Below are 26,541 nucleotides of genomic sequence, written 5' to 3' on the forward strand. Positions count from 1 at the left end.
GCAGGGGAAACGAAAGGCCCGGAGACGGTGGATTACTCGTTGACCAGGCGCAATCCGGGGCTGCGGACTTGCCGGCGGTCCACCAGCCAGACCATGACGCTCTGGTCAGCGGCCGGATCGAGGGTTTCGACCTCGACCTCCACTTCCCCGCGCAGCGGATGGTCGATACGCAACACGCCCGAGCGCGCGTAGGTGACCACGTGCTCGCGCCAGCGGCGTTCGAACTCGGGGAAGCGCTGCAGGGTGGTGATCATGGTCTCCAGCGAGGGGTCGTCCGGGAACCGGAAGCGGCTCTCGCGCAGGATCGACGCCACCATATCGGCGGCATCGGACCAGTTCAGGAAGTATTTCGGCGCGTCCGGATGGGCGAACAGGTAGTAGGCGAAGTTGCCGTGCCCCTCGTCGCCGAGCAGGCCGAGCGGTTCGGTGAAGTCCTTCCAGGCCGGATTCCAGGCCAGCAGGTTGAGCCAGCGCCCGACCACGAAGGCCGGGGTGGGGTGCATGGCGTCGACGACGGCCTGCACGGTCTCGGTGACGCGTTCCCCGGCCTGACCGCTGGACGGGCAGGTGGCCTTCTGTTCCATGTTCATGGCCAGCTTGCCGAAGTGGTGGCGTTCGACTTCGTTGAGCCGCAAGGCTTCCGCGAGCGCGCCGAGCACCGCCATGGAGGGATTGGTGTCCCGGCCCTGCTCGAGCCGGGCCAGGTAGTCGACGCTCACGCCCGCGAGCGCGGCGACTTCCTCGCGCCGCAGTCCGGGGGTGCGCCGGCGCCGCCCGGCCGGCAGCCCGACGGCCTCGGGCTGCAGCTGGGCGCGCCGGGCGATGAGAAAATCAGCGAATTCGGAACGGGCCACCCATCCATCATGCCTGGACCGGAGTCCGCTTATCCCAGCCCTGCCAATGCCAGGATAACGACGGTGTGGTTAAGCGGACCGAAGTCCACTTATCGTCATTCGCATGACGACTTCCACCCAGACCCTCACCGCCGGCTCCTGGACCCTCGACGCCGCCCACTCCTCGGTCAACTTCACCGTCAAGCACCTCGGCATCTCCAAGGTCCGCGGCCGCTTCAACCGCTTCGAGACCGGTTTCGTCGTGAACGAGTCCGGCGAGGCCGCCATCGAGGCCACCATCTACTTCGATTCCTTCGACACCGGCAACTCGTTCCGCGACGACCACGTCCGCAGCGCCGAGATCCTGGATATCGCCAACCGCCCGCACCTGACCTTCCGCGTCCCCGAGCCGGTCAAGGTCGGCGAGGAGTTCGAGGTCACCGGTGAGGCCACCATCGGCGGCATCACCAAGCCGGTCACCCTCGAGGTCGAGTGGGGCGGCGTGCAGACCTTCCAGGACGGCACCAACCACGCCGGCTTCTCCGCCACCGGCACCATCAAGCGCAGCGATTTCGAGGTGGCCCCGGCCCTCCCGAACGCCATGCTCTCCGACAAGATCGCCATCGAACTCGACATCCAGCTCGTCGAGCCCCAGGCCTGATCGCATCTCGTTCGCGAAATGCGAAGGGGCGGCACCCGATCCGGGTGCCGCCCCTTCGGCGTTCCAGCGGGACTAGGCCCACACCTCGTCGATCGGGGTGCCCGCGTTCGGCGGCGGGGTCGGGGTGCCGCCGGGGGTGCGGGAGAAGCGGGGGGCGGGGGCGTGCTGGACGACGCCGTCGATCTCGATCAGGCCGGAGCGGGCCTGGATGTGGGGGTTCTGTTCGGCCTCGGTGAAGGTGAGGACGGGGGTGGTGCAGGCGTCGGTGTGCTCGAAGACGGCCCACCACTCGTCGCGGGTCTTGGTCTTGAACTTGTCCGCGAACAGCTTTCGCAGCTGGTCCTGACCGGCGGGGTCGAGCTGGTGGGGGAGGCCCTCGGGGGAGATCTCCAGGCCCTTCAGCAGTTCGGCGTAGAACTGCGGTTCGATGCAGCCGACCGCCATGTACTTGCCGTCGGAGGTCTCATAGGTGTCGTAGAACGCCATGCCGGTGTCGAGCAGGTTGGTGCCGCGCTCGTCCGACCACAGGCCCATGCCCTTCATGCCCCAGATCATGTGCGAGAGGGCGAGCGCGCCGTCGACCATGGCGGAGTCGATGACCTGGCCCTTGCCGGAGGTCTGGCGTTCCACCAGTGCGGCCAGGATGCCGAAGACCAGGAACATGGAGCCGCCGCCGAAGTCGCCGACCATGTTCAGCGGCGGCACCGGGCGCTCACCCTTGCGGCCGATGGCGTTCAGCACGCCGGTCAGCGAGATGTAGTTGATGTCGTGCCCGGCGCGGTCGGCCAGCGGTCCGTCCTGGCCCCAGCCGGTCATGCGGCCGTACACCAGTCGCGGATTGCGTTCCAGCGCAAGCTCGGGACCCAGGCCCATACGCTCGGTGACGCCGGGCCGGAAGCCCTCGATCAGCACATCGGCCTTCTCGATCAGCCCGAGCACCCGCTCGATATCGGCCGGATCCTTCAGATTCGCCTCGACGATGGTGCGGCCGCGCCACTGCGGGCGCTCCATGAATCCGGGGAACTGCCCGGGCCGCTGTACCCGGACCACGTCCGCGCCCAGGTCGGCGAGCAGCAGCGCCGCGTGCGGACCGGGGCCGATACCGGCCAGTTCAACTACCCGCACGCCCGCGAGCGGGCCCTGCTTGGCGGTGGATGGAGTGCTCACGTCCCTGCCTCGGTTCATCGTCGATCCTGCGCACCGGATCACAACACCGGTGTTGACGGTATGACAATAACGCGCCCGCAGCGGGTGTCGGGGCGGTGGTCCACAATGTGCGGTAGCGAGAGTGGAGGGCTGTGGCGTGAGTGCGTCGGGTGAGGTGCTGGTCGGCCTCGCGATTCTGGTGGGCCTGCTCGGGGTGATCGTGCCGATCCTGCCGGGGGTGATCCTGATCGCCGGCGCCATTCTGGTGTGGGCGATCATGACCGGCGGAGCGGCGGCCTGGACCGTATTCGCGGTCTGCACAACGTTTCTGGTGATCAGCGGGGTGATCAAGTACACGTGGCCGGGGCGCAAGCTCAAGGAGGCCGGGGTGCCGAACCGCTCGCTGTTCATCGGCGCGGTGCTCGGCATCGTCGGGTTCTTCGTGGTCCCGGTGGTCGGCCTGTTCCTGGGATTCGTACTGGGCGTTTATCTTTCGGAACTACAGCGCATCCAGCAGCAGCAAGCGGCGTGGCAGTCGACGGTGCACGCGCTCAAAGGCGTCGGGCTGTCGATGCTGATCGAGCTATTGGGAGCCCTGCTGGCAGCGGGAGTCTGGCTGGCCGCCGCCATCGTCGTCTAGCGCATCGGCGGCCGCAGCCCGCGATCGATGATCGGCAGCGGAAGAGTGTCGTGCGGAGGCGGTTTCGGCAATTCCGAGCGATGCAGCCGCAGCGTCGGCGCTTCCGGCCCGAACAGCGGCAACGCCGGCGCGGGCTCGGTGCGGCGGTCCTTGGCGGGCAGTCCGTAGAACAGCCGGGCATTGTCTTCCAGCACCCGGTGCAGATCCCCGCCCACCGCATTGGCGATCAGATCGATATCGGTATTGCGGAACGGCCGTCCCGCCCGCGTCCCCGGCAGATCCGAGCCGAACATGAGCGCTTCGGGGTTCACCGCGTGAATCTTGCGCAGCGCCATGCCCACATCCATCGACACCCGCCCGAACCCGGACGCCTTCACCTTGGCCCCGCGATCCACCAGATTCAGCAGATACGGCAGGCAGTCGTCGCTCATCCCCATGTGATCGATGGACAGCTTCGGCAGTTTGGTGATGACCGGTTCCAGCGACCCCAGCATGGACCCGTCGATGTACAGCTCCACATGCCAGCCCGCCAGCTCGTAGGCCCGCAGTGCCAGCATGGTCAGCCCGACGATATCCCCGCCGCCGCGCTTGAGATTGAACCGGACCGCCCGCACCCCGGCCCGATTCAGATCCATGATCTCGGCGTCGGTGGCGTCGATGTGCAGGTTCGCCACCCCGACCCAGCCCTCGCCGAGTTCGGCGAGGGCGGCCCGCAGAAAGCTCTGATCCGTGCCCTGGAAAGACCCGCTGACCACGGCCCCACCGTCGATATCGAAGCGCCGCATGCGGTCGCGATAAGCCGGGATGGGGTACGGGTCGGGCAGGTAGCCCTCGTTCTCGATCAGCGGGAACCGCGGATCGATGATGTGGACATGGGCATCGAACACTTGATCAGCATGCCTCAGAACGGTGACAAGTGTGGATGACCTTGTCCGCCTGGTGGATCGAGCCTGGTCAGGCTGGTGTGGTCAGGACGGGTTGGTCACCTTGTCCGGTTCCGACGCCCGCAGCATGTCCTCGCGCTCGACGACCTTGACCCGCTCGCGGCCTTCCGGCTCGCCGAGGGCGCGCTCGTGCGCGTCGAGGCGGTACCAGCCGGCCCAGGTGGTGAACGGAATGCCCTTGCCCTCGAGGAAGGTGGTGACCGCGTCCAGCTCCGGCTCGGCGGCCGGGGTGAAGTTCGCGGCGTCGTCGAGCAGGCAGGCGATGGTCTCGTTGGCGTCGCCCTTGGTGTGGCCGATGAGGCCGACCGGACCGCGCTTGATCCAGCCGGTCACGTAGGTAGCGGGCATGTAGCGATCCGCGCCGTCGGCGTCCTCGTTCACCAGCACGCGCCCGGCCTCGTTGGGCACGGTCCCGGCCTGGTCGTCGAACGGCAGCGCCGGGATGTTCTGCGACAGGTAACCCACCGCGCGGTACACGGCCTGGATGTCCCAGTCCTTGAATTCGCCGGTGCCCTTGCAGTTTCCGGTGCCGTCGAGCTGGGTGCGCTCGGTGCGCAGGCCCACGACCTTGCCGTCCTCGCCCAGGACCTCGGACGGGGATTCGAAGAAGTGCAGGAACAGCTTGTGCGGGCGGTTGCCGACATCGCGGATCGCCCACTGCTCCAAGGTATTGCAGATCATGTCGACCTGCTTGGAGTGCCGGCGCGCGGCCTCGGAGCCCTCGTCGTAGTCGATGTCCTCGGGATCGACGATGACCTCGATGGTCGGCGAGTGGTCGAGCTCGCGCAGCTCGAGGGGCGTGAACTTGGCCTGCGCCGGGCCGCGGCGGCCGAACACGTGCACCTCGAGGGCCTTGTTGGCCTTCAGGCCTTCGTAGACGTTCGGCGGGATCTCGGTCGGCAGCAGCTCGTCACCGGTCTTGGCCAGCACGCGCGCCACGTCCAAGGCCACGTTGCCGACGCCGAGCACGGCGACCTTCTCGGCGTCCAGGGGCCAGGTGCGCGGCACGTCCGGGTGCCCGTCGTACCAGGACACGAAGTCCGCGGCGCCGTAGGAACCGTCCAGATCGATGCCCGGAACCTCCAGGGCCCGGTCGGCATTGGCGCCGGTGGAGAAGATGACCGCGTCGTAGAAACGCTGCAGGTCCTCGAGGGTGATGTCGACGCCGTAGTCGATATTGCCCAGCAGGCGCACCTGCTCCTTGTCGAGCACCTTGTGCAGGGCGGTGATGATGCCCTTGATGCGCGGATGGTCGGGGGCGACGCCGTAGCGGATGAGACCGAACGGGGCGGGCATCCGCTCGTACAGGTCGATGCTCACATCGGCATCGGATTTCATCAGCGCGTCGGCGGCGTAGATTCCGGCCGGGCCGGCGCCCACGATCGCAATGCGGAGCGGGCGGGTCGCTGCACTCTGTTCGGTCATTCTTACGCGCACCCTTTGATTCGATACTTCAGGTCTTGGTCTTTGTTTCTTAGCTTAGGCTAAGTTGCGACCGGGTTCGGGGGTCCCGGGGACTCCCGACGCTGCAGCGTTGCTGCGTGGTGTTGCTATTCCCGCTTCGGCGGGGGAATTGCGCTGATTCTATCGGTGGTAAGGACCCGTACCCGCGAGGGTGCGGTGAACCACACGAATGCCCGCCGATCCGACAGGCCGGTGCCGTGCTCGATCCGCCCGCGCCGGGCAGGCATGATCTACCCATGAGTGACGTCGATGACCAGCCGGTTCCGATCGATCAGGACGAAACCCGGACCATGCTGCCGTTCCTGGTGGCGGCGGTGGTGATCGTGCTCGTCATCCTCGGCATCGTGATCGCCGCGCTGGTGTCCCCGGCTGAGAAGAATGTCACAGATTCCGATCGATTGGCCATCGCCGCCCGCACCTTCACCGACTCCCGCAGCGGCACCGACGTCATCGACAAGTCAACGGCCTGTTCGGGTTTCGACGAGGCCAAGTCCCCGCTCGCGGGCAAGCCCGGTGAACAGGGCGGCAAGTACGCGTACGTGAAGCTGGTCGACCCGCGGGTCGAAGGCGAGAAGGCGACCGCCCTGGTCACCTGGCGGGCCGGTGACCGGGAATCCACTACCACCTGGCACTTCAGCAAGCAGGGTTCGGCCTGGTTGGTGTGCGATTCGTGACACGGTTCCGGAGATCGGCGAACAGTTTGACAGCCGGGCCCGGTACCCGGCACTCTTCTCCCAGGTCATGAGTACCAGCGCCAAGCCCCGGCTGGCTGGTCGGCAACCCTCCTCCGCGGTGGGGTGCTCCGGGTGACGACCTGGCTGTGCATCGGAAAAACGATGCGGCAAGTGCGGATTCACAGGAGGTTGAAGTGAGCTACGCGGGTGACATCACGCCGAAGCAAGCGTGGGAACTGTTGCGTGACAATCCGGATGCGGTGCTAGTCGACGTGCGCACCGAAGCCGAATGGCGTTTCGTCGGCGTGCCCGACACCAGCGGCATCGGCCGCCCGACCGCGCTGATCGAGTGGGTGGACGTCACCGGTACGCCCAATCCGCGCTTCGTGGATCAGCTCAAGGGCGTGCTGGCCGAGCGCGGCGCGGACTCCGACGCCCCGGTCATCTTCATCTGCCGGTCCGGTCAGCGCTCCATCGGCGCGGCCACCGCCGCCACCGCCGTCGGCTTCGAGCCGTCGTTCAATGTGATCGAAGGTTTCGAAGGCGCACTGGACGCGCAGGGCCATCGCGGCGTCGTCGGCTGGCGTGCCGACGGCCTGCCCTGGCGGCAGTCGTAACCGGTCCGGGTCGATAGGAGACAGTCATGATCACCGGTGGTTCGTTCGACCGTCCGCTTCCCGAGGGCGTCGGCCCCGCCACGATCAGCGTGCGCGGCGGCACCCGGCGCTCGGGTTTCGAGGAGACCTCGGAAGCGCTGTTCCTGAATTCCGGATTCGTCTACGAGAGCGCCGAAGCGGCCGAGGCGTCGTTCACCGGCGATATCGAGCACTTCGTGTACTCGCGCTACGGCAATCCCACGGTCGCCATGTTCGAGGAGCGGCTGCGCCTGATCGACGGCGCGGAAGCGGCCTTCGCGACCGCCTCCGGCATGTCCGCGGTCTTCACCGCGCTGGGCGCGCTGCTCGGCGCGGGTGACCGATTGGTCGCCGCCCGTTCGCTTTTCGGCTCCTGCTTCGTGGTGGCCAACGAGATCCTGCCGCGCTGGGGCGTGGAGACCGTCTTCGTCGACGGCGAGGATCTGAACCAGTGGGAGCAGGCGCTGTCGGTGCCCACCCAGGCCGTGTTCTTCGAAACCCCCTCCAATCCGATGCAGACCCTGGTGGATGTGCGTGCGGTGGCGGATCTTTCGCATGCCGCCGGCGCGAAGGTGGTGCTGGACAACGTCTTCGCCACCCCGCTGCTGCAGAAGGGCTTCGACCTCGGCGCGGACGTGCTGGTCTACTCCGGCACCAAGCACATCGACGGCCAGGGCCGTGTGCTCGGCGGCGCCATCCTGGGCTCGCAGGAGTACATCGACGGCCCGGTCAAGAACCTCATGCGGCACACCGGCCCGGCATTGAGCCCGTTCAATGCCTGGACGCTGCTCAAGGGCCTGGAGACCATGCCGCTGCGGTTGCGCCAGTCCGTCGATTCGGCGCTGCGCATCGCGGAATTCCTGGAGCAGCATCCGGCCGTGGCGTGGGTGAAGTACCCGTTCCTGAAGTCGCACCCGCAGTACGAGCTGGCCACGCGGCAGATGTCCGGCGGCGGCACGGTGATCACCTTCGAGCTGAAGGCCCCCGAATCCGAGGGCAAGAAGCGGGCTTTCGAGGTGCTCAACGGTCTGCGCATCATCGACATCTCCAACAACCTCGGCGATGCCAAGACCCTGATCACGCACCCCGCCACCACGACGCACCGCGCCATGGGGCCGGAGGGGCGGGCGGCCATCGGCCTGACCGACGGGGTGCTGCGTATCTCGATCGGCCTCGAGGACGTCGAGGACCTGATCGGCGATCTGGATCGCGCGCTGGGCTGATCCATCGAACTCCGGAAGCCGGGACCGTCCTCGTGACGGTCCCGGCTTTCTTCGGCCTCAGTCATTGACAGCATGCTGTCAAACATGACAGGATGCTGTCATGACCAAGACAGTGCACCTCGCCGTTTACGACACCTTCTCCGACTGGGAGACCGGCCACGCGACCGCGCACCTCAATCGCGGCCTGTGGCATCGCGAGCCGGGGACCTGGCAGGTCAAGACCGTCGGCCCGACGACCGAACCGGTCACCTCCATGGGCGGCTTGCGCGTCGTCCCGGATCTCGCGCTCGCGGACCTCTCGCCCGCCGACAGCGCGCTGCTGATCCTGCCGGGCTCCGACACCTGGGAAACCGGTGCGCTGAAAGACTTCTCGGACAAGGCCGCCGAATTCCTCGCCGCCGGCGTCCCGGTCGCCGCGATCTGCGGAGCCACCTTCGGCCTGGCCGCCGCGGGCCTGCTGGACGACCGCAAGCACACCAGCAATGCCGCGGAATACCTTGCCTACAGCGGTTATTCGGGCGGTGCGAACTTCGTCCACCAACCGGCCGTCGCCGACGGCGCGCTGATCACCGGAAGCGGCGTCGCCCCGGTCGATTTCGCCGCCGCGATCTTCGCGAAGCTGAACATCTACGAGTCGCAGGTCCTCGAAGCCTGGATCAGGCTGTACAAGGACAACGATCCGGCCGGTTTCTTCGCCCTCGCCGAGTACGAGGAGAGCCGCGCGGCGGTCGCCGGATGAGGCCGGCCGAGCAGCAACTCTTCGCCACCTCGGCGGTCACCACGTTCAAGCTGAACGGCCAATTCCTCGCCATCGCAGAGGAATTGGCCCGCCCGGCCGGTATCACCGTGGCCTGGTGGATGGTGCTCGGCGCGGTACTGCGCGAGCCGCTGCCGGTCGCGGGCATCGCCCGGGAGATGGGCATCACCCGCCAGAGCGTGCAGCGGGTGGCGGATCTGCTGGTGGACAAGGGTTTCGCCGAATACCGCCCCAACCCCGCGCACAAGCGCGCCAAGCTGGTGGCGGTCACCCCGGAGGGCCGCGCGGCGGTGGAGCGCATCAACCCCCAGCACGCCGCCTACGCGAAACGGCTGGCGGCCGAGCTCGGCGTCGATGCCATGCGCGACATCGCCGCCGCCCTCACCCGCCTCTCCGCCGCGCTCGACGCAGTCGGCCTACCCGAAATCGACTAACCCCCCGTCATTCCGGCATGTTCTCAGCCGGAATCCACATGGTTCGCCGGGGTAGTGGATCCCGGCTGAAAGCACGCCGGGATGACGAGGTATCAGCCCAGCAGGGAGAGCGGATCCCTGGTGTGCCCCACCAGTTCCGCGACGGAGTCGAGGATGAGGGTCGGCCGGTACGGGTACTGCTCCATGGTGGCGCGGCTGGAGATGCCGGTGGTCACCAGCACCGTCCGCATCCCGGCCTCCATGCCCGAGATGATGTCGGTGTCCATCCGGTCGCCGATCATCACCGAGGACTGCGAGTGCGCCCCGATCCGCCGCAGCGCCGACCGCATCATCAGCGGATTCGGCTTGCCCACGTAGTAGGGCTCCTTGCCGGTGGCCCGGGTGATGAGCGCGGCCACCGAACCCGTGGCGGGCAGGATGCCCTCGCGCGAGGGCCCGGTGGCGTCGGGATTGGTGGCGATGAACCGCGCCCCCGCCGCGATCAACCGGATCGCCGTGGTGATGGCCTCGAACGAGTACGTCCGCGTCTCGCCCAGCACCACGTAGTCCGGATCGCTGTCGGTGAGCACGTACCCGATCTCGTGCAGCGCGGTGGTGAGCCCGGATTCGCCTACGACATAGGCGGTTCCGCCCGGCCGCTGCTCGTTCAGGAAGGTCGCGGTGGCCAGCGCCGAGGTCCAGATGGACTCGATCGGGATCTCCAGGCCGGTGTGCTTCAAGCGCGCTTGCAGATCGCGCGCGGTGTAGATGGAGTTGTTGGTGAGCACCAGGAACGGAATGTCATTGCTGCGCAGTTCGGCGAGGAACTTGTCGGCCCCGGGCACCATGTGGTTCTCGTGCACCAGGACGCCGTCCATGTCGGTGAGATAGGACAGGATGGGATCAGCTGTGGTGGTCACCCGCCCGAGTCTAATTTGCCTTCGCGTTGCTGTCGGGTGAAGTCACCCCTGCCACATTCGTTCCCCGCTTTTGGACATATCGTGCGATGAGAGATGGTTCACCACGGGTGGGCCATCCGGGCGGGAGGTTGGCCCGCATGACACAAGCGCAGTACAGCGACAGGAGTGGCGCGTGAAGGACCTCAAGCTCGGATACAAGGCGTCGGCGGAGCAGTTCGGTCCCCGGGAACTGGTGGAACTCGCGGTTTCGGTGGAGGAGCACGGCCTCGACAGCGCGACGGTGAGCGATCACTTCCAGCCCTGGCGGCACAATGGCGGGCACGCCCCGTTCTCGCTGGCCTGGATGGCCGCGGTGGGCGAGCGCACCAATCGCATTCAGCTCGGCACCTCGGTGCTGACCCCGACCTTCCGCTACAACCCGGCGGTCATCGCGCAGGCGTTCGCCACCATGGGCTGCCTGTACCCGGATCGCATCATGCTGGGCGTCGGCACCGGCGAGGCGCTGAACGAGATCGCCACCGGCTTCCAGGGCGAATGGCCGGAATTCAAGGAGCGTTTCGCGCGGTTGCGCGAGTCGGTGGATCTGATGCGCGCGCTGTGGACGGGTGATCGCGTCGACTTCGACGGCCAGTACTACAAGACCGTCGGCGCGTCGATCTACGACGTCCCCAAGGGCGGCATCCCGATCTACATCGCGGCGGGCGGCCCGCTGGTGGCGCGGTACGCCGGGCGCGCCGGCGACGGTTTCATCTGCACCTCGGGCAAGGGCATGGAGCTCTACAACGACAAGCTGATGCCCGCGGTGGCCGAGGGCGCGGCCAAGGTCGGCCGCACCGTCGAGGACATCGACCGGATGATCGAGATCAAGATCTCCTACGACACCGATCCCGAACTGGCGCTCGAGAACACGCGCTTCTGGGCCCCGCTCTCGCTCACCCCCGAGCAGAAGCACTCCATCACCGACCCGATCGAAATGGAAGCCGCCGCAGACGCTTTGCCCATCGAGCAGATCGCCAAGCGCTGGATCGTGGCGAGCGATCCGGATCAGGCCGTCGACCAGATCAAGCCGTACCTGGACGCCGGCCTGAACCACCTGGTCTTCCACGCCCCCGGCCACGATCAGCGCCGCTTCCTGGACCTGTTCGCCGCCGATATCGCCCCGCGCCTGCGCGCGCTGTAACCGGTTTACCGACTCGGTTTCTGTGGCACTCGGCACGAATGCCGCGTGCCACGGAAATCAGTACATAGCGGTCGGTAGTCTTCCGGTTATGGCTGCCGCACCGGTTTCGAGTGTGTACATCGCGTCGCCCGAGGGCGACACCGGCAAGTCCACCGTGGCGCTCGGCGTGTTGCAGGCAATGGCCGCCACCACGCCCCGCGTCGGGGTGTTCCGGCCCATCACCCGTGATGCCGACGGGCACGACTACATCCTGGAATTGCTGCTCGAGCATTCCACCGCGGATATCGACTACGACCAGGCCATCGGCGTCACCTACGAGCAGGTGCACGCGGACCCGGACGCCGCCATCAGCGAGATCGTGATGCGGTACCACGCGGTCGCCAAGCTCTGCGATGCCGTGCTCATCCTGGGCAGCGATTACACCGATGTCGCAAGCCCTTCCGAACTCCGCTACAACGCCCGCATCGCGGTGAACCTCGGCGCGCCGGTGTTGCTGGTGGTGCGCGGATCCGACCGCACCCCGGCCGAACTGGGCCAGCTGGTCGAGCTGTGCCGCAGCGAACTGGTCTCCGAGCACGCCAAACTGGTCGCGGTCATCGCCAACCGCTGCGAGCCCGAGCAGATGGCGCAGGACGCGGCCGTGCTCAAGCAGGTCGCGCTGGTGCCGTCCTGGACTCTCCCCGAGGTCCCGCTGCTGCAGGCCCCCACCATGGCGGAGCTGTGCGAGGCCATCGACGGCGAAATCTACAGCGGCGACCCGGAATTGCTGCAACGCGAAGCCCTCGACGTGATCGTCGGCGGTATGACCGCCGAGCACATTCTGGAGCGCCTCACCGACGGCGTCGCCGTCATCACCCCCGGCGACCGCTCCGACGTGCTGCTCGCCCTGGTGAACGCACATGAGGCGGAGGGCTTTCCGTCGCTGGCCGGCATTCTCATGAACGGCGGCATGCAGCCCGCGCCGACCATCGCCCGGCTGATGGAGGGCCTCAAGCCCCGTCTGCCGATCCTGTCCACCGACCTGGGCACCTTCGAGACAGCCAAGGCCGCCGCCCGCACCCGCGGCCGGGTCTCGCTGTCCAGCATCCGCAAGGTCGACACCGCGCTGGCGCTGATGGAAGAGCATGTGGATCCGCGAGATCTGCTGGAGCAGATCGAGATTCCGATCCCGAACATCGTGACCCCGCAGATGTTCGAATACCAGCTCATCGAACGCGCGCGCGGCGACCGCAAGCGCATCGTGCTGCCCGAGGGCGACGACGACCGCATCCTGCGCGCCGCCGGCCGGGTGCTGCAGCGCAAGATCGCCGATCTGACCATTCTGGGCGACGAGGCCGCCGTGCGCGGCCGGGCCGCCGAGCTGGGCGTGGACATCGAGGCCGCCGAGGTGCTCGATCCGCGCACCTGCCCGCTGCGCGACGAATTCGCCGAGGAGTACGCGCGGCTGCGCGCCCACAAGGGCATGACGGTCGACCGCGCCCGCGAATTCATGAGCGACATCTCGTATTTCGGCACCATGATGGTGCACATGGGCGTCGCCGACGGCATGGTCTCGGGCGCGGCGCACACGACCGCGCACACCATCCGCCCGTCCTTCGAGATCATCAAGACCGAACCGGGCGTCTCCACCGTGTCGTCGGTGTTCCTGATGTGCCTGGCCGATCGCGTCCTGGTCTACGGCGACTGCGCCGTGGTCCCGGACCCGACCGCCGAGCAGCTCTCCGATATCGCCATCTCCTCGGCCCGCACCGCCGCCCAGTTCGGCATCGACCCGCGGGTGGCCATGCTGTCCTACTCGACCGGCGAATCCGGTTCCGGCGCGGACGTGGACAAGGTGCGCGCGGCCACCAAGTACGTGCACGAGCGCGCCCCGCAGCTGCTGGTGGAGGGCCCCATCCAGTACGACGCGGCCATCGAGCCGACGGTGGCGCGCACCAAGCTGCCGAACTCCGAAGTGGCTGGGCAGGCAACGGTTTTCATCTTCCCGGACCTCAATACCGGCAACAACACCTACAAGGCCGTGCAGCGCAGCGCCGGCGCGGTCGCCATCGGCCCCGTGCTGCAGGGTCTGCGCAAGCCGGTCAACGACCTGTCGCGCGGTGCGCTGGTCGCCGACATCGTGAACACCGTCGCGATCACCGCGATCCAGGCGCAGCAGGAGGCAGCACAGTGAAGGTCCTGGTGATCAATTCCGGGTCGTCGTCGATCAAATACCAGCTGTTGGAACCGGATTCGGCCGAGGTGGTGGCCTCGGGCATGGTGTCGCGGATCGGGGAGAGCCTGCCCGCCGACGCGGTGACCATCGAACATCAAAGCGACGGTGAGACTTTCGAGCACCGGGGCGAGATCGCCGATCACGCGGCCGGACTGCGGGCGGTGTTCGAGCTGTTCACCGCCAGCGGGCACGACCTGGCCGCCGAGGGACTGGGCGCGGTCGGGCACCGCGTGGTGCACGGCGGCGAGGTGTTCTACGAACCGACGCTGATCACCGACGACGTGGTGCGGGCCATCTCCGATCTGTCTTCACTTGCGCCGCTGCACAATCCGGCCAATGTGGTGGGTATCGAGAGCGCTCGCGCGTTGCTGCCGGGGGTGCCGCAGGTGGCGGTGTTCGACACCGCCTTCTTCCATCGCCTGCCCGCCGCCGCCAAGACCTACGCCATCGACGCGAAAGTCGCCGCCGCGCACGGGGTTCGCAAGTACGGCTTCCACGGCACCTCGCACGAGTACGTCTCCGGCAAGGTCGCCGATTTCCTCGGCCGGGAGCGCACCGACCTGAACCAGATCGTGCTGCACCTGGGCAACGGCGCATCGATGTCGGCGGTGCGCGGCGGTCGCGCCGTGGACACCACCATGGGCCTCACGCCCCTGGAGGGCCTGGTCATGGGCACCCGCTCCGGTGATCTGGACCCGGGCATCATCTTCCATCTGATTCGCACCGCCGATATGGATGTGAACGATGTGGATGCCCTGCTGAACCGGCAATCCGGCATCAAGGGCCTGTCCGGCGTCAACGACTTCCGCGAGCTCGGCCGCCTCATCGAAAACGGCGACACCGCCGCCAAACTCGCCTTCGAGGTCTACATCCACCGCCTGCGCCGCTACATCGGGGCGTACCTGGTGGAGCTGGGCCGGGTGGACGCCATCACCTTCACCGCCGGGGTGGGGGAGAACGACGCCAAGGTGCGGGCCGCCGCGCTGGCGGGGCTGGAGCGCTACGGCATCCGGGTGGACGAGGCCCGCAATACCGCGAAAGACCGTGCCGCCCGTCGCATCTCCGCCGACGACTCCGAGATCGAGGTGCTGGTGGTGCCGACCAACGAGGAACTCGCCATCGCCCGGGCGTCGGCGCGGCTGGTCGCCTGACGCTTCACGAAAACATCACGATGCGCTTGGCAAGGTAGTCCCCGGATCCGGTTCCTCCGGTCCGGATCCACCGGAACCCGTGTCGCATACGCACAACCGCGGTGGGAACGAACTTCCCTCGCCGATCCCATGACCCGAAGGCTGCCCCCAAGGGTCACCGCGGTAGCGACACGGGGCCCTTCCGGTCCGCATCCCGGGATGGCAAGGCTGGCGTCAGAACCAGGATTTCGCCCGCACCGCGTTGGCCAGGTCCACCAGGTTGTACCGATGCCCCCGCTCCGGCGCCGACCGCGCCAGCCCGCGCAATCCGGTCTCGATCCCCTGCCGCAGCACCCGTTCCGTGAACGGCCCGCCGAACAGCTTGGTATCGGCCGACTTCGGCGTGTTCCCCGCCTGTAGCCACCCCAGCGCCGTCCCCAGCACCAGCACCCGCAATTGCGCGGCCCGGCTCTCCCCGGGCGGCAGCGCCTGCACCCGGGCCGCCGCCACGTGCAGCGTCGATTCCGCCAGTTCGTGCACCGGGGCCGAAGCCAGCAGCATCAGCACCGCCGTCATCCGCGCCTCGGCGTAATGCCGTGAGGCGGGCGGCACTTCGTCCAGGGCGTGCACCGCGTCCTCGGTGCGCCCGGCCGCCGCCAGCTGCCGCGCCAGCCCGAAGGCCGCGCTCACCACGCCGCGGTCGGTGCGCCACACGGTGTCGTAATACTTCTCCGCATAGCACCGCCACTGCTCGGGATCCTCCGAATCCCAGTGCTGCAGAATCAATTCCGCGGTCGCCGCCAATGCCAGCTTGGGCGCGATCTCACCCGGCAGCGCCTCCAGGACCGCGTCGAACCGGCTGAACGCCCGCTCGTAATCCTGTTCCAGCAGCTCGGACATGCCCAGATACCAGTCGATCCGCCAATCCACGGCGGGCGGTTCCGGCCGGTCGTCGAGCCGCCGCAGCAGCATGCGCGCCGCCGCCGCTTCGTCCAGATCCAGATGCGCCCGGACCTCGGCGAGCGTCACCTCCAGCTCGAAACTCTCGGGCGCGCCGCCGGGTTCGGCCGCCGCCCGCTGTCGGGCGTGCCGCAGTTCGTCGAGCGCGTGCCGCGGTTCCGGATGCGCCGCACCCGCCAGCAGCGGCGCGGACGGATCGGCGGAATCGACGATCGGCACCGGCAGCGCGGACACCACGTCGCGCGGCTGCAGCAGTGTCCCGCGATCGAGCCCATCGATCAGCCCGTCGGTCTGCGCCACCAGCTCGCCGGTCCCGAAACTGGTGCGGGGCGGGCTGAACAGCGTCGACAGCTGCGGATGCTCGGTGCCGGTCTCGACCGCGAGAATCTCCCGCAGCACGCCGGTGAGCTGCCCGGCCAGCACCCGCGCGGACGGGAAGCGCCGATCCGGATCCGGGTCGGTGGCGCGCAGCAGCAGCCGGTGCAGGAACTCGTGCTTGGCCAGCACGGGCTGGGTGGCGGGATCCGGAATCCCGTCCACGTAAGCGCCTTTCACCATCGGCATGTTCAGCACCAGCACCGCGAGCGTGCGGCCCACCGTGTACATGTCCGAGGCCACCGTGGGCCCGGTCTGCGCGATCTCCGGGGCCTGGAAACCCCTGGTGCCGTACAGGTTTCCGTATGCCTCGAACTGCGCCACCGCACCCAGGTCGATGAGCTCCACCCGGTCGGTGGTCACCATGATGTTGTCCGGCTTGAGATCGTTGTAGGCCAGCCCCACCGAATGCAGATAGTCCAGCGCCGGCAGGATCTCCAGAATGTAGGCGATGGCCTCGGTGACCGGCATGCGCGCCGGTTTCGCGTACTGATCGAGCAGATCACGCAGCGAATGCCCGCCCACGTACTCCATCACGATGTACCCGACCGGTGTCCCGTCCGGCCCCGGATGCTCCACGAAATTGTGGATCTTGACGATGCTCGGATGCACCACCTCGGCCAGGAACTGCCGCTCGGCCAGCGCCACCGCCTGCGCCTCGGCGTCACCGGCGTGCAACAGGCCCTTGAGCACCACCCACCGGTCGCTCACATTCCGGTCGATGGCCAGGTAGATCCAGCCCAGCCCGCCGTGCGCGATACAGCCCTGGATCTCGTACTGCCCGGCCACCCGATCGCCGGGATACAGCGAGGGCCGGAAATCGTAAGGCGCGCCGCAGGTCTCACACGTGCCCACAGTGTTCGCCGCGTGCATGGGCGTGGCCCGCCCCACCGGCTTGCCGCAGCGCCAGCAGAACCGCCGGCCCTCGGCCACCATCGGATCGGCGAGTACCGCCGCTTCCGGATCGACCGGTTCCACCGCCGGAATCTGCACCAGCCCGGCCCCGAGCCGCCGCACCACCGGCCGCGTCCGCGCCATCCGCGCCGTCCGCTGCGAGGGCCGCGTCGGCGTCCGCACCTCGCCCTCGGACTCGCGTCCCGAAACCGCTTCGCGCGCAGCCGAATCGGTCCAGTTCCCGCGCCGGGGCCCCGCCAGGCCCTGCGTACTCGGCCCGGTGCCGCGCGGCGCGGCCTCCGTCCAAGCCCAGCCCTGCGTGCCCGCGACCGCTTCGGTCCCGGGCGCGTGCCCGGAATCCTCTTCCGCCGCACCGCCTTCGCCCGGCCGGGGATGCACCTCGGTCCGCAGGAACGTCTCGGTGCCGATCGGGCGATGAAACGCCGCGGTGCTGTCCTGCGCCGCCTCGTCATCCGGGACCGGCGCGTCGGCGTCGCGGTCCGATCCGGGTTCGGGGGAGGGGGTCTCGGTCATGTCAGTCCTGATACCTCGGCAGCGGCGGCACGGCGGCGTCCCCGAGCGCGGCGGCCAGCCAGCGCCGGTACAGCCGGTTCCAGGTCCCGTCGCTGCGGATCCGTTCCAGGGTCCCGTTCACGAATCGCACCAGATCGTCGGCGCCCTGCGCGATCCCGATCCCGTATTGCTCGGTGGACAGGTTCGGCCCCACCACCTCGGTCGCCGGATCCTGCACGGCGAGCCCGGCCAGCACGGTGTCATCGGTGCTCACCGCCTCGACCTGCCGCTGCTGCAACACCACCAGGCAATCGGCCCAGCTGGGCACGGTGAGAATCGAGGCGGCCGGCTGCTGCCGGCGGATCCGGTCCAGCGAGGTGGTCCCGCGCACCACGCAGACCCGTCGTCCGGCCAGATCGGTGAGCCCGCCGATCCCGGAATTGTGGGTGGTCAGCACCCGCTGATGCGCCTGCAGATACGACGTGGAGAAGGTGACCCGCTGCCGCCGTTCACAGGTGATGGTCATGGTCTTCACCACCACGTCCACGGTGTGCTCCTGCAACGCCCGCTCCCGGTCCGCGGACCCGAGAATGCGGTATTCGATGAGCTCCGGATTCCCCAGCAGATCCCGCGCCAATTCCTTGGCGATGTCCACGTCGAACCCGTCCAGCGCGCCCGTCGTCGGATCCCGGAAGCTGAACAGATTGCTGCCCGGATCCAGCCCGACCACCAGCCGCCCGCGCGCCCGGATGGCATCGATGGCCGAACCGGCGCGAATCCCGTTGGGCCGCAGGCTCGCCGTCGGATCCGCGCAGGTCTCGGTATCCGGCGGCAACGGTGCGTGGGTCTGCGCCGCCACCGCGCCCGACGGCAGCGGCGGTTCCACATAGCTCGGCGCCCGGGTGGACACCGGCGGCGCGGTGGCGTCCTCGCCGCAGCCGGTCAGCACCACCGCCACCATGGCGAGCGCGGCGGCCGAGACGATCCGGACGGGTCTTCGGCTCATCGGTACTCCCGTAGTCGAGGCCAGAGCCCGGCCGCGATGAGCACGGCCGCCGCCGTGCTCAGCACCAGCGCGCCGGGCGCGAGCAGGTCCAGTGCGCGAGCCGCCCGGGAGGTATTGGCGCGCAGCGTGTTCCGGGTATCGGCGATGCCGTCGCCGAGCGCCCGGTCCAGCGCGTCCACCTGCGCGGTGGCCTCGTTCGCACCCGGGCCGGTGGCGACCGCCCCGGCCCCGATGAAATCGCCCTTGGACAACGCGTCGTTCATCCGCTGATGCGCCGCCTTCCAGCGGTCCAGGGCGGCGTTCGCGGTCTTCACCTCGGCGGAACCCGGTGCGCCGGAAGGATAGTCGGCCAGGATCCCGCGCAGCTTCGCGATCGCCGCGTCGTAGGTGTTGTCGTAGCCGGCGCTGGTGTCGCGCCGCACCAGCTTCAAGGTCTCGGCGGTGCGCGCCTGCTGCGCCAGGATCCGGCTCTCGGTCAGGCTGGCCGCGGGCACGCTGCCGCTGTCGCGGGAATCGGTGGTGGCCACCGCCGAGATCACGCCCGCGATCACGGTCCAGCCCAGCAGCGCCACCATGGTCGTACTGGCCAGCAGCAGACCGAGATTCAGCACGCGATGCCAGCGCCGGAACAGGAACAGCTGAGCCGCCACCAGCGCCGCCACCGCCAGCAGCGGCAGTGCGATGGCGGGCCACGGCGGACGCACGTGATTGTGCTGCGTCGCGGCGATGGCGCTCTCGCGATGCTCCTGCAGTTCCTGCGCCATCGGCAGCAGCGTGGCCTGCATGAGATTGGACGCCTCGCTCAGGTAGGCCGCGCCCACCGGCTGCCCGCCGCGATTGTTGGCCCGCGCGGTCTCCACGATTCCGGTGTACACCGGCAACCCGGTGGCTATCACGGTGCGCAAATGCGTGTCGCTGTCGCGGTCACTGCGATTGGATTGCGTCACCAGCTCGGCCCCCGCCTCGCCGACCGCCTGGTTGTAGCGGTCCCGCACCGGTTTGGGCTCCAGCCCGCCGGAGATGAACGCGGTGCCCGCCGAGGCGTCGGCGACCGAGAGCGAGGTGTAGAGCCGCTGGGCCGAGTAGGCATCCGGCTCGGCCTGATCCAAAAGCACGTCCAGCGCGTGTTGCCGATTGGTCACCGCGGTCGCCGTGACCACGCCCGCGGCCACGCACAGGCTCAGCAGGATCAGCCCGACGGCGATCAGTTTCGCCGGTGAGGACTGCGCGAACGCCCGCATCTCGGTGGTCGCCAGCCGTTGGCGCACGGCCGCCGCGGCGGCACGAGGCGACAGCTCGTCGAGCCGCAACTGCTCCGTGCGAGCCATGCTCACCTCCCACTGACCGAAACCGAACGATCGACTTGTTGATGTCGAATGAGCTTATTGTGGACGTACCGGTGCCGTGACGCGGGAACACGATGCGTTGCGCCACGACCCCGGTTCGGAGGATGGAGCGAAGCATGCGTGGTGACGGTGACGGCTGGTCCGAAAGCCCCGACGGCACGCGCCAATGGGGTCGATTCGGGGCTGCCGGGCTGTTGCTGCGGGCTCCGCTGGCGGGTGGTGGGTCTGCCGTGCTGTTGCAGCATCGAGCGGCGTGGAGCCATCAGGGCGGCACCTGGGCATTACCCGGTGGGGCGCGCGACAGTCACGAGACCACCGTGCACGCCGCGGTCCGGGAGGCCGAGGAGGAGGCGGGCATCGCGGCCGGGGCGATCCGGGTGCGCGGCACCCGCGTGACGGCCACCGCGCCGAGCGGCTGGACCTATACGACGGTGGTCGCCGACGCGGCCGAACAGCTGGCCACCGAGGGCAACCTGGAGAGCGAGGCGCTGGCCTGGGTGCCGGAGGCCGAGGTGGACGCCCGGCAGCTGCATCCCGGGTTCGCCGCCGCCTGGCCGGCCCTGCGCGCCACGCCCACCTTGATCGATCTGGAGGATCTGCCCGATCCGGACGCGGTGGCGGCGGCGTTGCCGCGCACCGTGGATCTGGCGGGCGACGGGTTCCTCTGGTTGCAGACCCAGGGCCTGGGCAATGGCCGCCGGGTGCGGATCGGCGCGGGTGAAACGGCATCCGGCAGCGCCGAATTGACCGGAAATGTGTTGTTCCTCACCTTGGCACAGGTGTTGTCTTGAGGGCGTGAGCCCACGTGAGATTCCCACGTACTGCCGGATCTGCGAACCGCTCTGCGGGCTGATCGCCACCGTCGAGGACGGCAAACTGCTGCAGTTGCGCGCCGACAAGGAACATCCGCTCTCCCGGGGCAATGCCTGCCCGAAGGGCATCGCGTTCACCGCCGTCCAGAACGATCCGGACCGGGTGCTGTATCCGCTGCGGCGCACCGCCACCGGCTTCGAACGGGTCGGCTGGGACGAGGCCCTGGACGATATCGGCGCGCGCCTGCGCGGGATCATGCGCGAGCACGGCCGGGAGAGCCTGGGCTGGTATTTCGGCAACCCGTCCTCTTTCTCCTATTCGCACACCCTGTGGATAGTCGGCTTCCAGCTGGCCGCGGGCCTGCGCCACGTCTATTCGGCGGGGTCGCAGGACGTGAACAACCGCTTCGTCGCCAGCCATCTGCTCTACGGCTCGCTCACCTCGGTTCCCGTGCCCGATCTGGACCGCACCGAATTCCTGCTCATGCTGGGCGCGAATCCCGTTGTCTCGCATGGCAGTGTGATCAGCGTCCCGCGCATCCGCGAGAAGCTGACCGCCATCACCAAGCGCGGCGGCCGCGTGGTCGTGGTGGATCCGCGTCGCACCGAGACCGCCCGCCTCTTCGAGCATGTCGGCATCCGCCCCGACGGCGATGCCTGGCTGCTGGCCTCGCTGCTCCAGGTCATCTTCGCCGAGGGCTTGGAAGACACGGAAGCCCTGCGCCGTCAGGCTGCCGGTGTGCGCGAATTACGCGCCGCCGTAGCCCGTTTCACCCCGGAAGCCACCGCTGAGGTCACCGGCCTGGACCCCGACCGCGTCCGCATCCTCGCCCGTGATCTGGCCACCGCTGGTTCCGCGGCCGTCTACGGCCGCACCGGCACCTGCCTGGGCCGCCACGCCACCTTGGTCGCCTTCCTCATCGACGCACTCGCCGTGGTTACCGGAAACCTCGACGCCCCCGGCGGTTCCGTCTTCGGCAAGGAACTCGTCGCCGTCTCCGAACTCAACGCCCGCCTCGGCTTGATCGGCTACGGCAAATCCCGTTCCCGCATAGGCGATTTCCCCGATGTCCTGGGCACCTTCCCCGCCGCCATCATGGCCAAGGAGATCACCACTCCCGGCCCCGGTCAGCTCCGCGCCCTCTTCACCTCGGCGGGCAATCCCGCCTCCTCGGTCCCCAACCCGCGCGAATTGTCCACCGCCCTGGACCAACTCGACCTGTTCGTCTCCATCGACCTCTACGTCAACGACACCAACCGCAAAGCCGATTACATCCTCCCCGCCACCACCTTCCTGGAACGCGACGACATCCCCCTCCCCTTCGCCGCCCTGTCCCCAACCCCGTACACCCAGTACACGGAACGGGTCCTGGAACCGGCGGGTGAAGCCCGCGAGGAATGGCAGATCATCGACGCCCTGGCCACCCGAATCGGCGTCACCCCCTTCACCGCCGGCCCTGCCCGTCCGTTGGGCCGCCTCTTCAGCACCCTCCGCCGCAAACTCCCCGGCGGCTCCACCCTCCGCCCCACCCCCACCCTCCTGGTGGACCTGGCCCTCCGCACCGGCCCGTACGGCGACCGCTTCGGCCTCCGCCGCGACGGCCTCTCCCTCGCGAAACTCCGCCGCCACCCCCACGGCCTGGTGCTGTCCGACTCCATCCCCACCGGAGTCCTCCGAAAAGTGGTGCAACACAAGGACAACCGAGTCCACCTGGCCCCACCCGAGATCACCGCCGAACTGACCACCCTGACCGCACCCCCGACCGACCCGTCCTACCCCCTCCGAGTGATCGGCATGCGAGAACTCAAATCCCACAACTCCTGGATGCACAACGCCGAACCCCTCATGCGCGGCTCCCGTCGCCAGCAAGCCCGCATCCACCCCAAAGACGCAGCCGCCGCCAACATCCCCGACGGCGCCCCCTGCCGCATCACCTCCCCCCACGGCTCCATCACCGTCCCCATCCTCCTCACCGAGGACATGACCCCCGGCACCATCGCCATCCCCCACGGCTGGGGCCACCGCGGCGGCTGGCACCTGGCCAACGCCGCCGGCGGAGCCAACGTCAACGACCTGACCTCGACCAACCTCGAAGACATAGAACGCCTCGCCGGCATGTCCAACCTCAACGGCATCCCGGTCCGCATCGAACCGGTTGTTCTTGCCGAGCATCGACCGGACCAGGCGGTTTAGTTAGCGACACGCCAAAATGCCGAGGCCACAACCGATATCGTGGCCGACATCTCCGCTCTCGTTGCGACGTCCCGATCCGCGTCGCAACAGGAAAGGAGGTGTGGATCAGATGCATGACAAGCAGAAGAAAACCCCAGTCAACTGGGCGGCCGTCCGGGCTATCGCCGCAATTGCTGGGGCTCTCTTCAATCTCGTCCGGCTGATGCTGGAGCGAGACTAATCCGATCCATGGGGTAGGCCGTCAAACACCACTCTGGCGGCCTGCCCTGCATCACTCGCGTGATGAGGCCATGCTAGCGCAGCGGGCAATGTCAAGAAGCCGTGTTGTCGAGGATTCGCTGCTTCAACGCGCGCGCCGCTGCTTCCGGATCACGCGCTTCGGTAATCGCTCGTACCACCACGATTCGGGTGGCACCGGCGTCGAGGACTTCCGGCAGCCGCACGTCATCGATGCCGCCGATGGCGAACCACGGTCGGCGGGTGTGGGAGTCGGCGGTGGAGCGCACCAGGTCGAGGCCGGCGGCGGTGCGGCCGGGCTTGGTCGGGGTGGTCCAGACGGGGCCGGTGCAGAAGTAGTCGATGTGTTCGTCGATGGCGGCGAGGCCGGCCTGGGCGCGGTTGTGGGTGGAGCGGCCGATGACGACGTCCGGTCCCAGAATGCGGCGGGCGTACCAGGGCGGTAGGTCGCCTTGGCCCAGATGCAGGACGTCGACCCCGGCGGCGAGGCCGATATCGGCGCGATCGTTGCAGGCCACCAGCGCCCCGTGGCGGCGCGCGGCGGCTTTCAGTTCGGCCAATACGCCCAGCTCGGCCTTGGCCTCGAGAGTGCCGAACTGCTTCTCGCCCGCCGACCCCTTGTCCCGGAGCTGGATGATGTCCACGCCCCCGGCCAGCGCCGCGTCCGCGAATTCGGCCAGATCCCCCTTCTCACGCCGGGCGTCGGTGCACAGGTACAGCCGCGCGTCGGCGAGACGTTCACGCGGTGGTACGGGCCGGTTCGGATGGGAGGGCTGCACGCCTCCGAACCTAGTCGCGCTAACGTTGGATGCGAAACGTGCCATGCCTCCGGTGGCGGTCGACGATGCGGTCGCGGACCCTCGGACCCGGCGTTCGGCCGGAGAATCCGGAGCGATGCGTGCGACCCGTGGTCGCGAGCTGATGTCGCCGGGCCCGCCCGGTATGCCGCCGCGGCGGTGTGCGAGCGGGTCGCGGAACGAGCCGGACGTGGCGGGAATGCCACCGGACGGCGCGAGTTGATACAGCGTGAGGTGGAAGCAATGCGGACTCTGGCCGTCGTCGGCGGCGGTGTGATCGGCCTGTCGGTGGCGTGGCGCGCTGCCGAGTCGGGCTGGACGGTCACGCTGTACGACCCGGCGGTGGGTTCGGGGGCTTCCTGGGTGGCGGGCGGCATGCTCGCCCCGTTGTCCGAAGGCTGGCCCGGCGAAGACGCCGCCCTCGAATTCGGCGCGGCCTCCCTGTCCCGCTGGCCCGCCTTCGCCGCCGACCTGCATGCGATCACGGGCACCCATTTCTTCACCGCCGACCGCACTCTCACCGTCGCCCTGGATGCCGCCGACGCTGCTGACCTGCGCACTATCGCCGATTGGGTGAATACCCGCACCGCACCGCCGTCAGCACATCCTGAAGTCCGGGCGGGGGCGGTCACCGGCACCGATACCGAAGTGGGGGAGCGGCTTTCGGCCACCTCACCCGAACCGGAGGGGCCGGCGCTGCGGCTGCTGGATCGTGCCGGCGTGCGCGCGGCGGAGCCCGGCCTGGGCCGTGGCATTCGCGCCGCGCTGTTGTCGGTCGCCGAACCCGCTGTCGATAACCGGGCGCTGGTGACTGCCCTGCGAGCCGCGTGTGCCGCGGCGCGCGTGAAATTCCGGTCCGAGCGGGTCGAAGAGCTGGCCGATCTCCCGCACGATCGCATTGTGCTCGCCGCCGGAGCCGCATCCGCTCAGCTGTGGCCGGGCCTGCCGGTGCGTCCGGTGAAGGGGGAGATTCTGCGCTTGCGCCGTCGCCCCAGCGCCCCGCCGGTGCCGAACCACGTCATCCGCGCCCGCGTGCACGGCCGTCCTATATATCTTGTGCCCCGCGCCGACGGAATCGTGCTGGGTGCAACACAATACGAAGTGGGCTTCGATACCGCCGTCACCGTGGCCGGCGTGCGCGACCTGATCACCGATGCCGAGACGGTGTTCCCCGGCCTGGGCGAATACGAATTCGCCGAGGCCACAGCGGGTTCCCGCCCGGGTTCCCCGGACAATCTCCCGCTGATCGGCTACCTCGACGACCGCGTGATCGCCGCGACCGGCCACGGCCGCAACGGCATTCTCGACACCCCCGTCACCGCCGCCGCGGTGACGGCCCTGCTCGCGGACGCCGAACTCCCCGAGGCCCGCGCGGCCGCCCCGCAGCGTTTCGATCAGGTCGCCGCGGTTCCCCGCCCGGCCGAGGCGCTCGCTTTGTCCGCACACTTGGAGCGGCGGTCCACCGCCGACCCGTCTTCTCCGGAAGGAAACTAGATGACCGCGATTCCGGTCGGTGTCACCGTGAACGGTGTCGATCACGAGTTCGCCGAGAACACCTCGGTGCGTGAGGTGCTGGAGACCCTGAACCTCCCGTGCCAGGGCGTGGCGGTGGCCGTGGACGGCGCGCTGTTCCCCAAGTCGCGCTGGGACGAGCCGGTCGGCCGCGGCTGGGAGCTCGAGGTGCTGACGGCGGTGCAGGGTGGCTAGCCCGCTGGTGATCGCGGGCCGCGAGTTCGGTTCCCGCCTGATCATGGGCACCGGCGGCGCGGACAACCTGCACGTGCTGGAGGAGGCCCTGGTCGCCTCCAAGACCGAGCTGACCACGGTCGCCATGCGCCGGGTGGACGCCGCGGGCGGCACCGGCGTGCTGGATCTGCTCAAGCGCCTGGAGATCGCCCCGCTGCCCAATACCGCCGGTTGCCGCTCGGCCGCCGAGGCGGTGCTGACCGCGCAGCTGGGCCGGGAAGCCCTCGAAACCGATTGGGTGAAGCTGGAAGTCATCGCCGACGAACGCACCCTGCTCCCGGACGTCATCGAATTGGTCAGCGCCGCAGAGCAACTGGTGGACGCCGGTTTCACCGTCCTGCCCTACACCACCGACGATCCGGTGCTGGCCAAGCGCCTGGAGGACATCGGCTGTGCCGCCGTCATGCCGCTGGGCGCGCCGATCGGCACCGGCCTGGGCATCGGCAATCCGCACAATATCGAGATGATCGTGGCCGCCGCGCAGGTCCCGGTGATCCTCGACGCGGGCATCGGCACCGCCAGCGACGCCGCCCTGGCCATGGAACTCGGCTGCTCCGCGGTCCTGCTCGCCACCGCCGTCACCCGCGCCCGGCAGCCCGCCCTGATGGCCGCCGCCATGGCGCACGCGGTGGAAGCCGGTTGGCTGGCAAGGGAAGCGGGCCGCATCCCCAAGCGCTTCTGGGCGCAGGCGTCGTCCCCGTCGCTCTGAATCGTCCCGAACGGTGAACCCGTGACCCCCGCCACTCGTATGTGAGGGTATGCCCGGTGTGTGGTGGGGGACGGGTCATCCTCGAGGAGGACGGGACGCGCGACCTGTGAGCTATGG

Annotated in this window: 24 protein-coding genes and 1 riboswitch; of the genes, 15 read left to right on the top strand and 9 right to left on the bottom strand. The window is 68.6% G+C overall.

The window, feature by feature from the left end; all coding sequences use genetic code 11:
* Window positions 1-32: 32 nt before the first annotated feature.
* Entirely contained in the window at window positions 33-854 is an 822-nt protein-coding gene (locus LTV02_RS33310; protein WP_233035598.1) for a helix-turn-helix transcriptional regulator, read from the bottom strand.
* 103 nt (window positions 855-957) lie between these two features.
* On the opposite strand from LTV02_RS33310, the gene LTV02_RS33315 reads away from it, so the two are divergent.
* Window positions 958-1,494, top strand: coding sequence for a YceI family protein (locus LTV02_RS33315; protein WP_067721209.1), 537 nt, complete (start codon window positions 958-960; stop codon window positions 1,492-1,494).
* Window positions 1,495-1,566: 72 nt separating this feature from the next.
* Here LTV02_RS33315 and LTV02_RS33320 read toward each other — a convergent pair whose 3' ends face one another.
* Window positions 1,567-2,661: a CaiB/BaiF CoA transferase family protein gene (locus LTV02_RS33320; RefSeq protein WP_269821579.1), complete on the bottom strand. Its 1,095-nt coding sequence runs from the start codon at window positions 2,659-2,661 to the stop codon at window positions 1,567-1,569.
* 136 nt (window positions 2,662-2,797) lie between these two features.
* On the opposite strand from LTV02_RS33320, the gene LTV02_RS33325 reads away from it, so the two are divergent.
* The gene (locus tag LTV02_RS33325) at window positions 2,798-3,280 is read left to right on the top strand and encodes a DUF456 domain-containing protein (RefSeq protein ID WP_233035600.1); all 483 of its coding nucleotides are present in this window, start codon (window positions 2,798-2,800) and stop codon (window positions 3,278-3,280) included.
* On the opposite strand, the gene LTV02_RS33330 is transcribed toward LTV02_RS33325, so the two are convergent.
* Complete coding sequence (locus LTV02_RS33330; protein WP_233035601.1) at window positions 3,277-4,167, bottom strand: amidohydrolase family protein; 891 nt, start codon at window positions 4,165-4,167, stop codon at window positions 3,277-3,279. The two genes, LTV02_RS33325 and LTV02_RS33330, sit on opposite strands and share 4 nt — an antisense overlap.
* An 81-nt stretch (window positions 4,168-4,248) precedes the next feature.
* The gene (locus LTV02_RS33335) at window positions 4,249-5,649 is read right to left on the bottom strand and encodes an FAD-dependent oxidoreductase (RefSeq protein ID WP_067721213.1); all 1,401 of its coding nucleotides are present in this window, start codon (window positions 5,647-5,649) and stop codon (window positions 4,249-4,251) included.
* Between the two features lie 275 nt (window positions 5,650-5,924).
* On the opposite strand from LTV02_RS33335, the gene LTV02_RS33340 reads away from it, so the two are divergent.
* The 5 genes from LTV02_RS33340 (at window position 5,925) to LTV02_RS33360 (ending at window position 9,411) form a co-directional block, all read left to right on the top strand.
* On the top strand, window positions 5,925-6,362 hold the full coding sequence (locus LTV02_RS33340) for an Rv0361 family membrane protein (RefSeq protein ID WP_067721214.1): 438 nt from the start codon (window positions 5,925-5,927) through the stop codon (window positions 6,360-6,362).
* Window positions 6,363-6,425: 63 nt separating this feature from the next.
* Window positions 6,426-6,542, top strand: a riboswitch (SAM riboswitch).
* A gap of 14 nt (window positions 6,543-6,556) precedes the next feature.
* Window positions 6,557-6,979 carry a rhodanese-like domain-containing protein gene (locus LTV02_RS33345; RefSeq protein WP_067721215.1) on the top strand — a complete coding sequence of 141 codons (423 nt, stop codon included), beginning with the start codon at window positions 6,557-6,559 and terminating at the stop codon, window positions 6,977-6,979.
* Between the two features lie 26 nt (window positions 6,980-7,005).
* A complete protein-coding gene (locus tag LTV02_RS33350) occupies window positions 7,006-8,220 on the top strand; it encodes an O-succinylhomoserine sulfhydrylase (RefSeq protein WP_233035602.1) in 1,215 nt (404 codons plus the stop codon).
* A 100-nt stretch (window positions 8,221-8,320) separates the two neighbouring features.
* A complete protein-coding gene (locus LTV02_RS33355; RefSeq protein WP_233035603.1) occupies window positions 8,321-8,959 on the top strand; it encodes a type 1 glutamine amidotransferase family protein in 639 nt (212 codons plus the stop codon).
* The gene (locus LTV02_RS33360; RefSeq protein ID WP_233035604.1) at window positions 8,956-9,411 is read left to right on the top strand and encodes a MarR family winged helix-turn-helix transcriptional regulator; all 456 of its coding nucleotides are present in this window, start codon (window positions 8,956-8,958) and stop codon (window positions 9,409-9,411) included. Before LTV02_RS33355 ends, LTV02_RS33360 begins: the two co-directional genes overlap by 4 nt.
* 92 nt (window positions 9,412-9,503) lie before the next feature.
* On the opposite strand, the gene LTV02_RS33365 is transcribed toward LTV02_RS33360, so the two are convergent.
* Window positions 9,504-10,268 (bottom strand): HAD-IIA family hydrolase, encoded by a 765-nt coding sequence (locus LTV02_RS33365; RefSeq protein WP_067721246.1) that lies wholly within the window; start codon window positions 10,266-10,268, stop codon window positions 9,504-9,506.
* Window positions 10,269-10,482: 214 nt separating this feature from the next.
* Between LTV02_RS33365 and fgd the strand changes: the two genes are divergently transcribed.
* The 3 genes from fgd to LTV02_RS33380 all read left to right on the top strand — a co-directional run bounded on the left by fgd (window position 10,483) and on the right by LTV02_RS33380 (window position 14,856).
* Entirely contained in the window at window positions 10,483-11,490 is a 1,008-nt protein-coding gene (gene fgd / locus LTV02_RS33370; RefSeq protein ID WP_067721219.1) for a glucose-6-phosphate dehydrogenase (coenzyme-F420), read from the top strand.
* 88 nt (window positions 11,491-11,578) lie between these two features.
* Window positions 11,579-13,663 (top strand): phosphate acetyltransferase, encoded by a 2,085-nt coding sequence (gene pta / locus LTV02_RS33375; protein ID WP_233035605.1) that lies wholly within the window; start codon window positions 11,579-11,581, stop codon window positions 13,661-13,663.
* The gene (locus LTV02_RS33380; protein ID WP_233035606.1) at window positions 13,660-14,856 is read left to right on the top strand and encodes an acetate kinase; all 1,197 of its coding nucleotides are present in this window, start codon (window positions 13,660-13,662) and stop codon (window positions 14,854-14,856) included. Before pta ends, LTV02_RS33380 begins: the two co-directional genes overlap by 4 nt.
* Before the next feature lie 213 nt (window positions 14,857-15,069).
* On the opposite strand, the gene LTV02_RS33385 is transcribed toward LTV02_RS33380, so the two are convergent.
* The 3 genes from LTV02_RS33385 to LTV02_RS33395 are packed head-to-tail and all read right to left on the bottom strand — an operon-like array spanning window position 15,070 to window position 19,911.
* Window positions 15,070-17,598 carry a serine/threonine-protein kinase gene (locus tag LTV02_RS33385; RefSeq protein WP_233035607.1) on the bottom strand — a complete coding sequence of 843 codons (2,529 nt, stop codon included), beginning with the start codon at window positions 17,596-17,598 and terminating at the stop codon, window positions 15,070-15,072.
* 1 nt (window position 17,599) lies between these two features.
* Complete coding sequence (locus LTV02_RS33390; RefSeq protein WP_233035608.1) at window positions 17,600-18,583, bottom strand: glutamate ABC transporter substrate-binding protein; 984 nt, start codon at window positions 18,581-18,583, stop codon at window positions 17,600-17,602.
* Window positions 18,580-19,911, bottom strand: coding sequence for a hypothetical protein (locus tag LTV02_RS33395; RefSeq protein WP_233035609.1), 1,332 nt, complete (start codon window positions 19,909-19,911; stop codon window positions 18,580-18,582). Before LTV02_RS33395 ends, LTV02_RS33390 begins: the two co-directional genes overlap by 4 nt.
* 134 nt (window positions 19,912-20,045) lie before the next feature.
* Between LTV02_RS33395 and LTV02_RS33400 the strand changes: the two genes are divergently transcribed.
* Both LTV02_RS33400 and LTV02_RS33405 read left to right on the top strand, forming a co-directional pair.
* A complete protein-coding gene (locus LTV02_RS33400; RefSeq protein WP_233035610.1) occupies window positions 20,046-20,720 on the top strand; it encodes an NUDIX domain-containing protein in 675 nt (224 codons plus the stop codon).
* A 4-nt stretch (window positions 20,721-20,724) separates the two neighbouring features.
* Window positions 20,725-22,935, top strand: coding sequence for a molybdopterin-dependent oxidoreductase (locus tag LTV02_RS33405; protein ID WP_233035611.1), 2,211 nt, complete (start codon window positions 20,725-20,727; stop codon window positions 22,933-22,935).
* A gap of 311 nt (window positions 22,936-23,246) precedes the next feature.
* Here the strand turns inward: LTV02_RS33405 and thiE are convergent, their stop codons facing one another.
* Complete coding sequence (gene thiE / locus LTV02_RS33410) at window positions 23,247-23,951, bottom strand: thiamine phosphate synthase (protein WP_233035612.1); 705 nt, start codon at window positions 23,949-23,951, stop codon at window positions 23,247-23,249.
* A gap of 261 nt (window positions 23,952-24,212) precedes the next feature.
* Here thiE and LTV02_RS33415 point away from each other — a divergent pair, with 261 nt between their 5' ends.
* The 3 genes from LTV02_RS33415 to thiG are packed head-to-tail and all read left to right on the top strand — an operon-like array spanning window position 24,213 to window position 26,424.
* On the top strand, window positions 24,213-25,463 hold the full coding sequence (locus LTV02_RS33415; RefSeq protein ID WP_233035613.1) for an FAD-dependent oxidoreductase: 1,251 nt from the start codon (window positions 24,213-24,215) through the stop codon (window positions 25,461-25,463).
* A complete protein-coding gene (gene thiS / locus LTV02_RS33420; RefSeq protein WP_067721228.1) occupies window positions 25,464-25,676 on the top strand; it encodes a sulfur carrier protein ThiS in 213 nt (70 codons plus the stop codon).
* Between the two features lie 43 nt (window positions 25,677-25,719).
* Window positions 25,720-26,424, top strand: coding sequence for a thiazole synthase (thiG, locus tag LTV02_RS33425; RefSeq protein ID WP_233041807.1), 705 nt, complete (start codon window positions 25,720-25,722; stop codon window positions 26,422-26,424).
* The last annotated feature ends 117 nt before the right edge of the window (window positions 26,425-26,541 follow it).

It is taken from the genome of Nocardia yamanashiensis, from assembly GCF_021183565.1.
GTDB lineage: Bacteria > Actinomycetota > Actinomycetes > Mycobacteriales > Mycobacteriaceae > Nocardia > Nocardia yamanashiensis.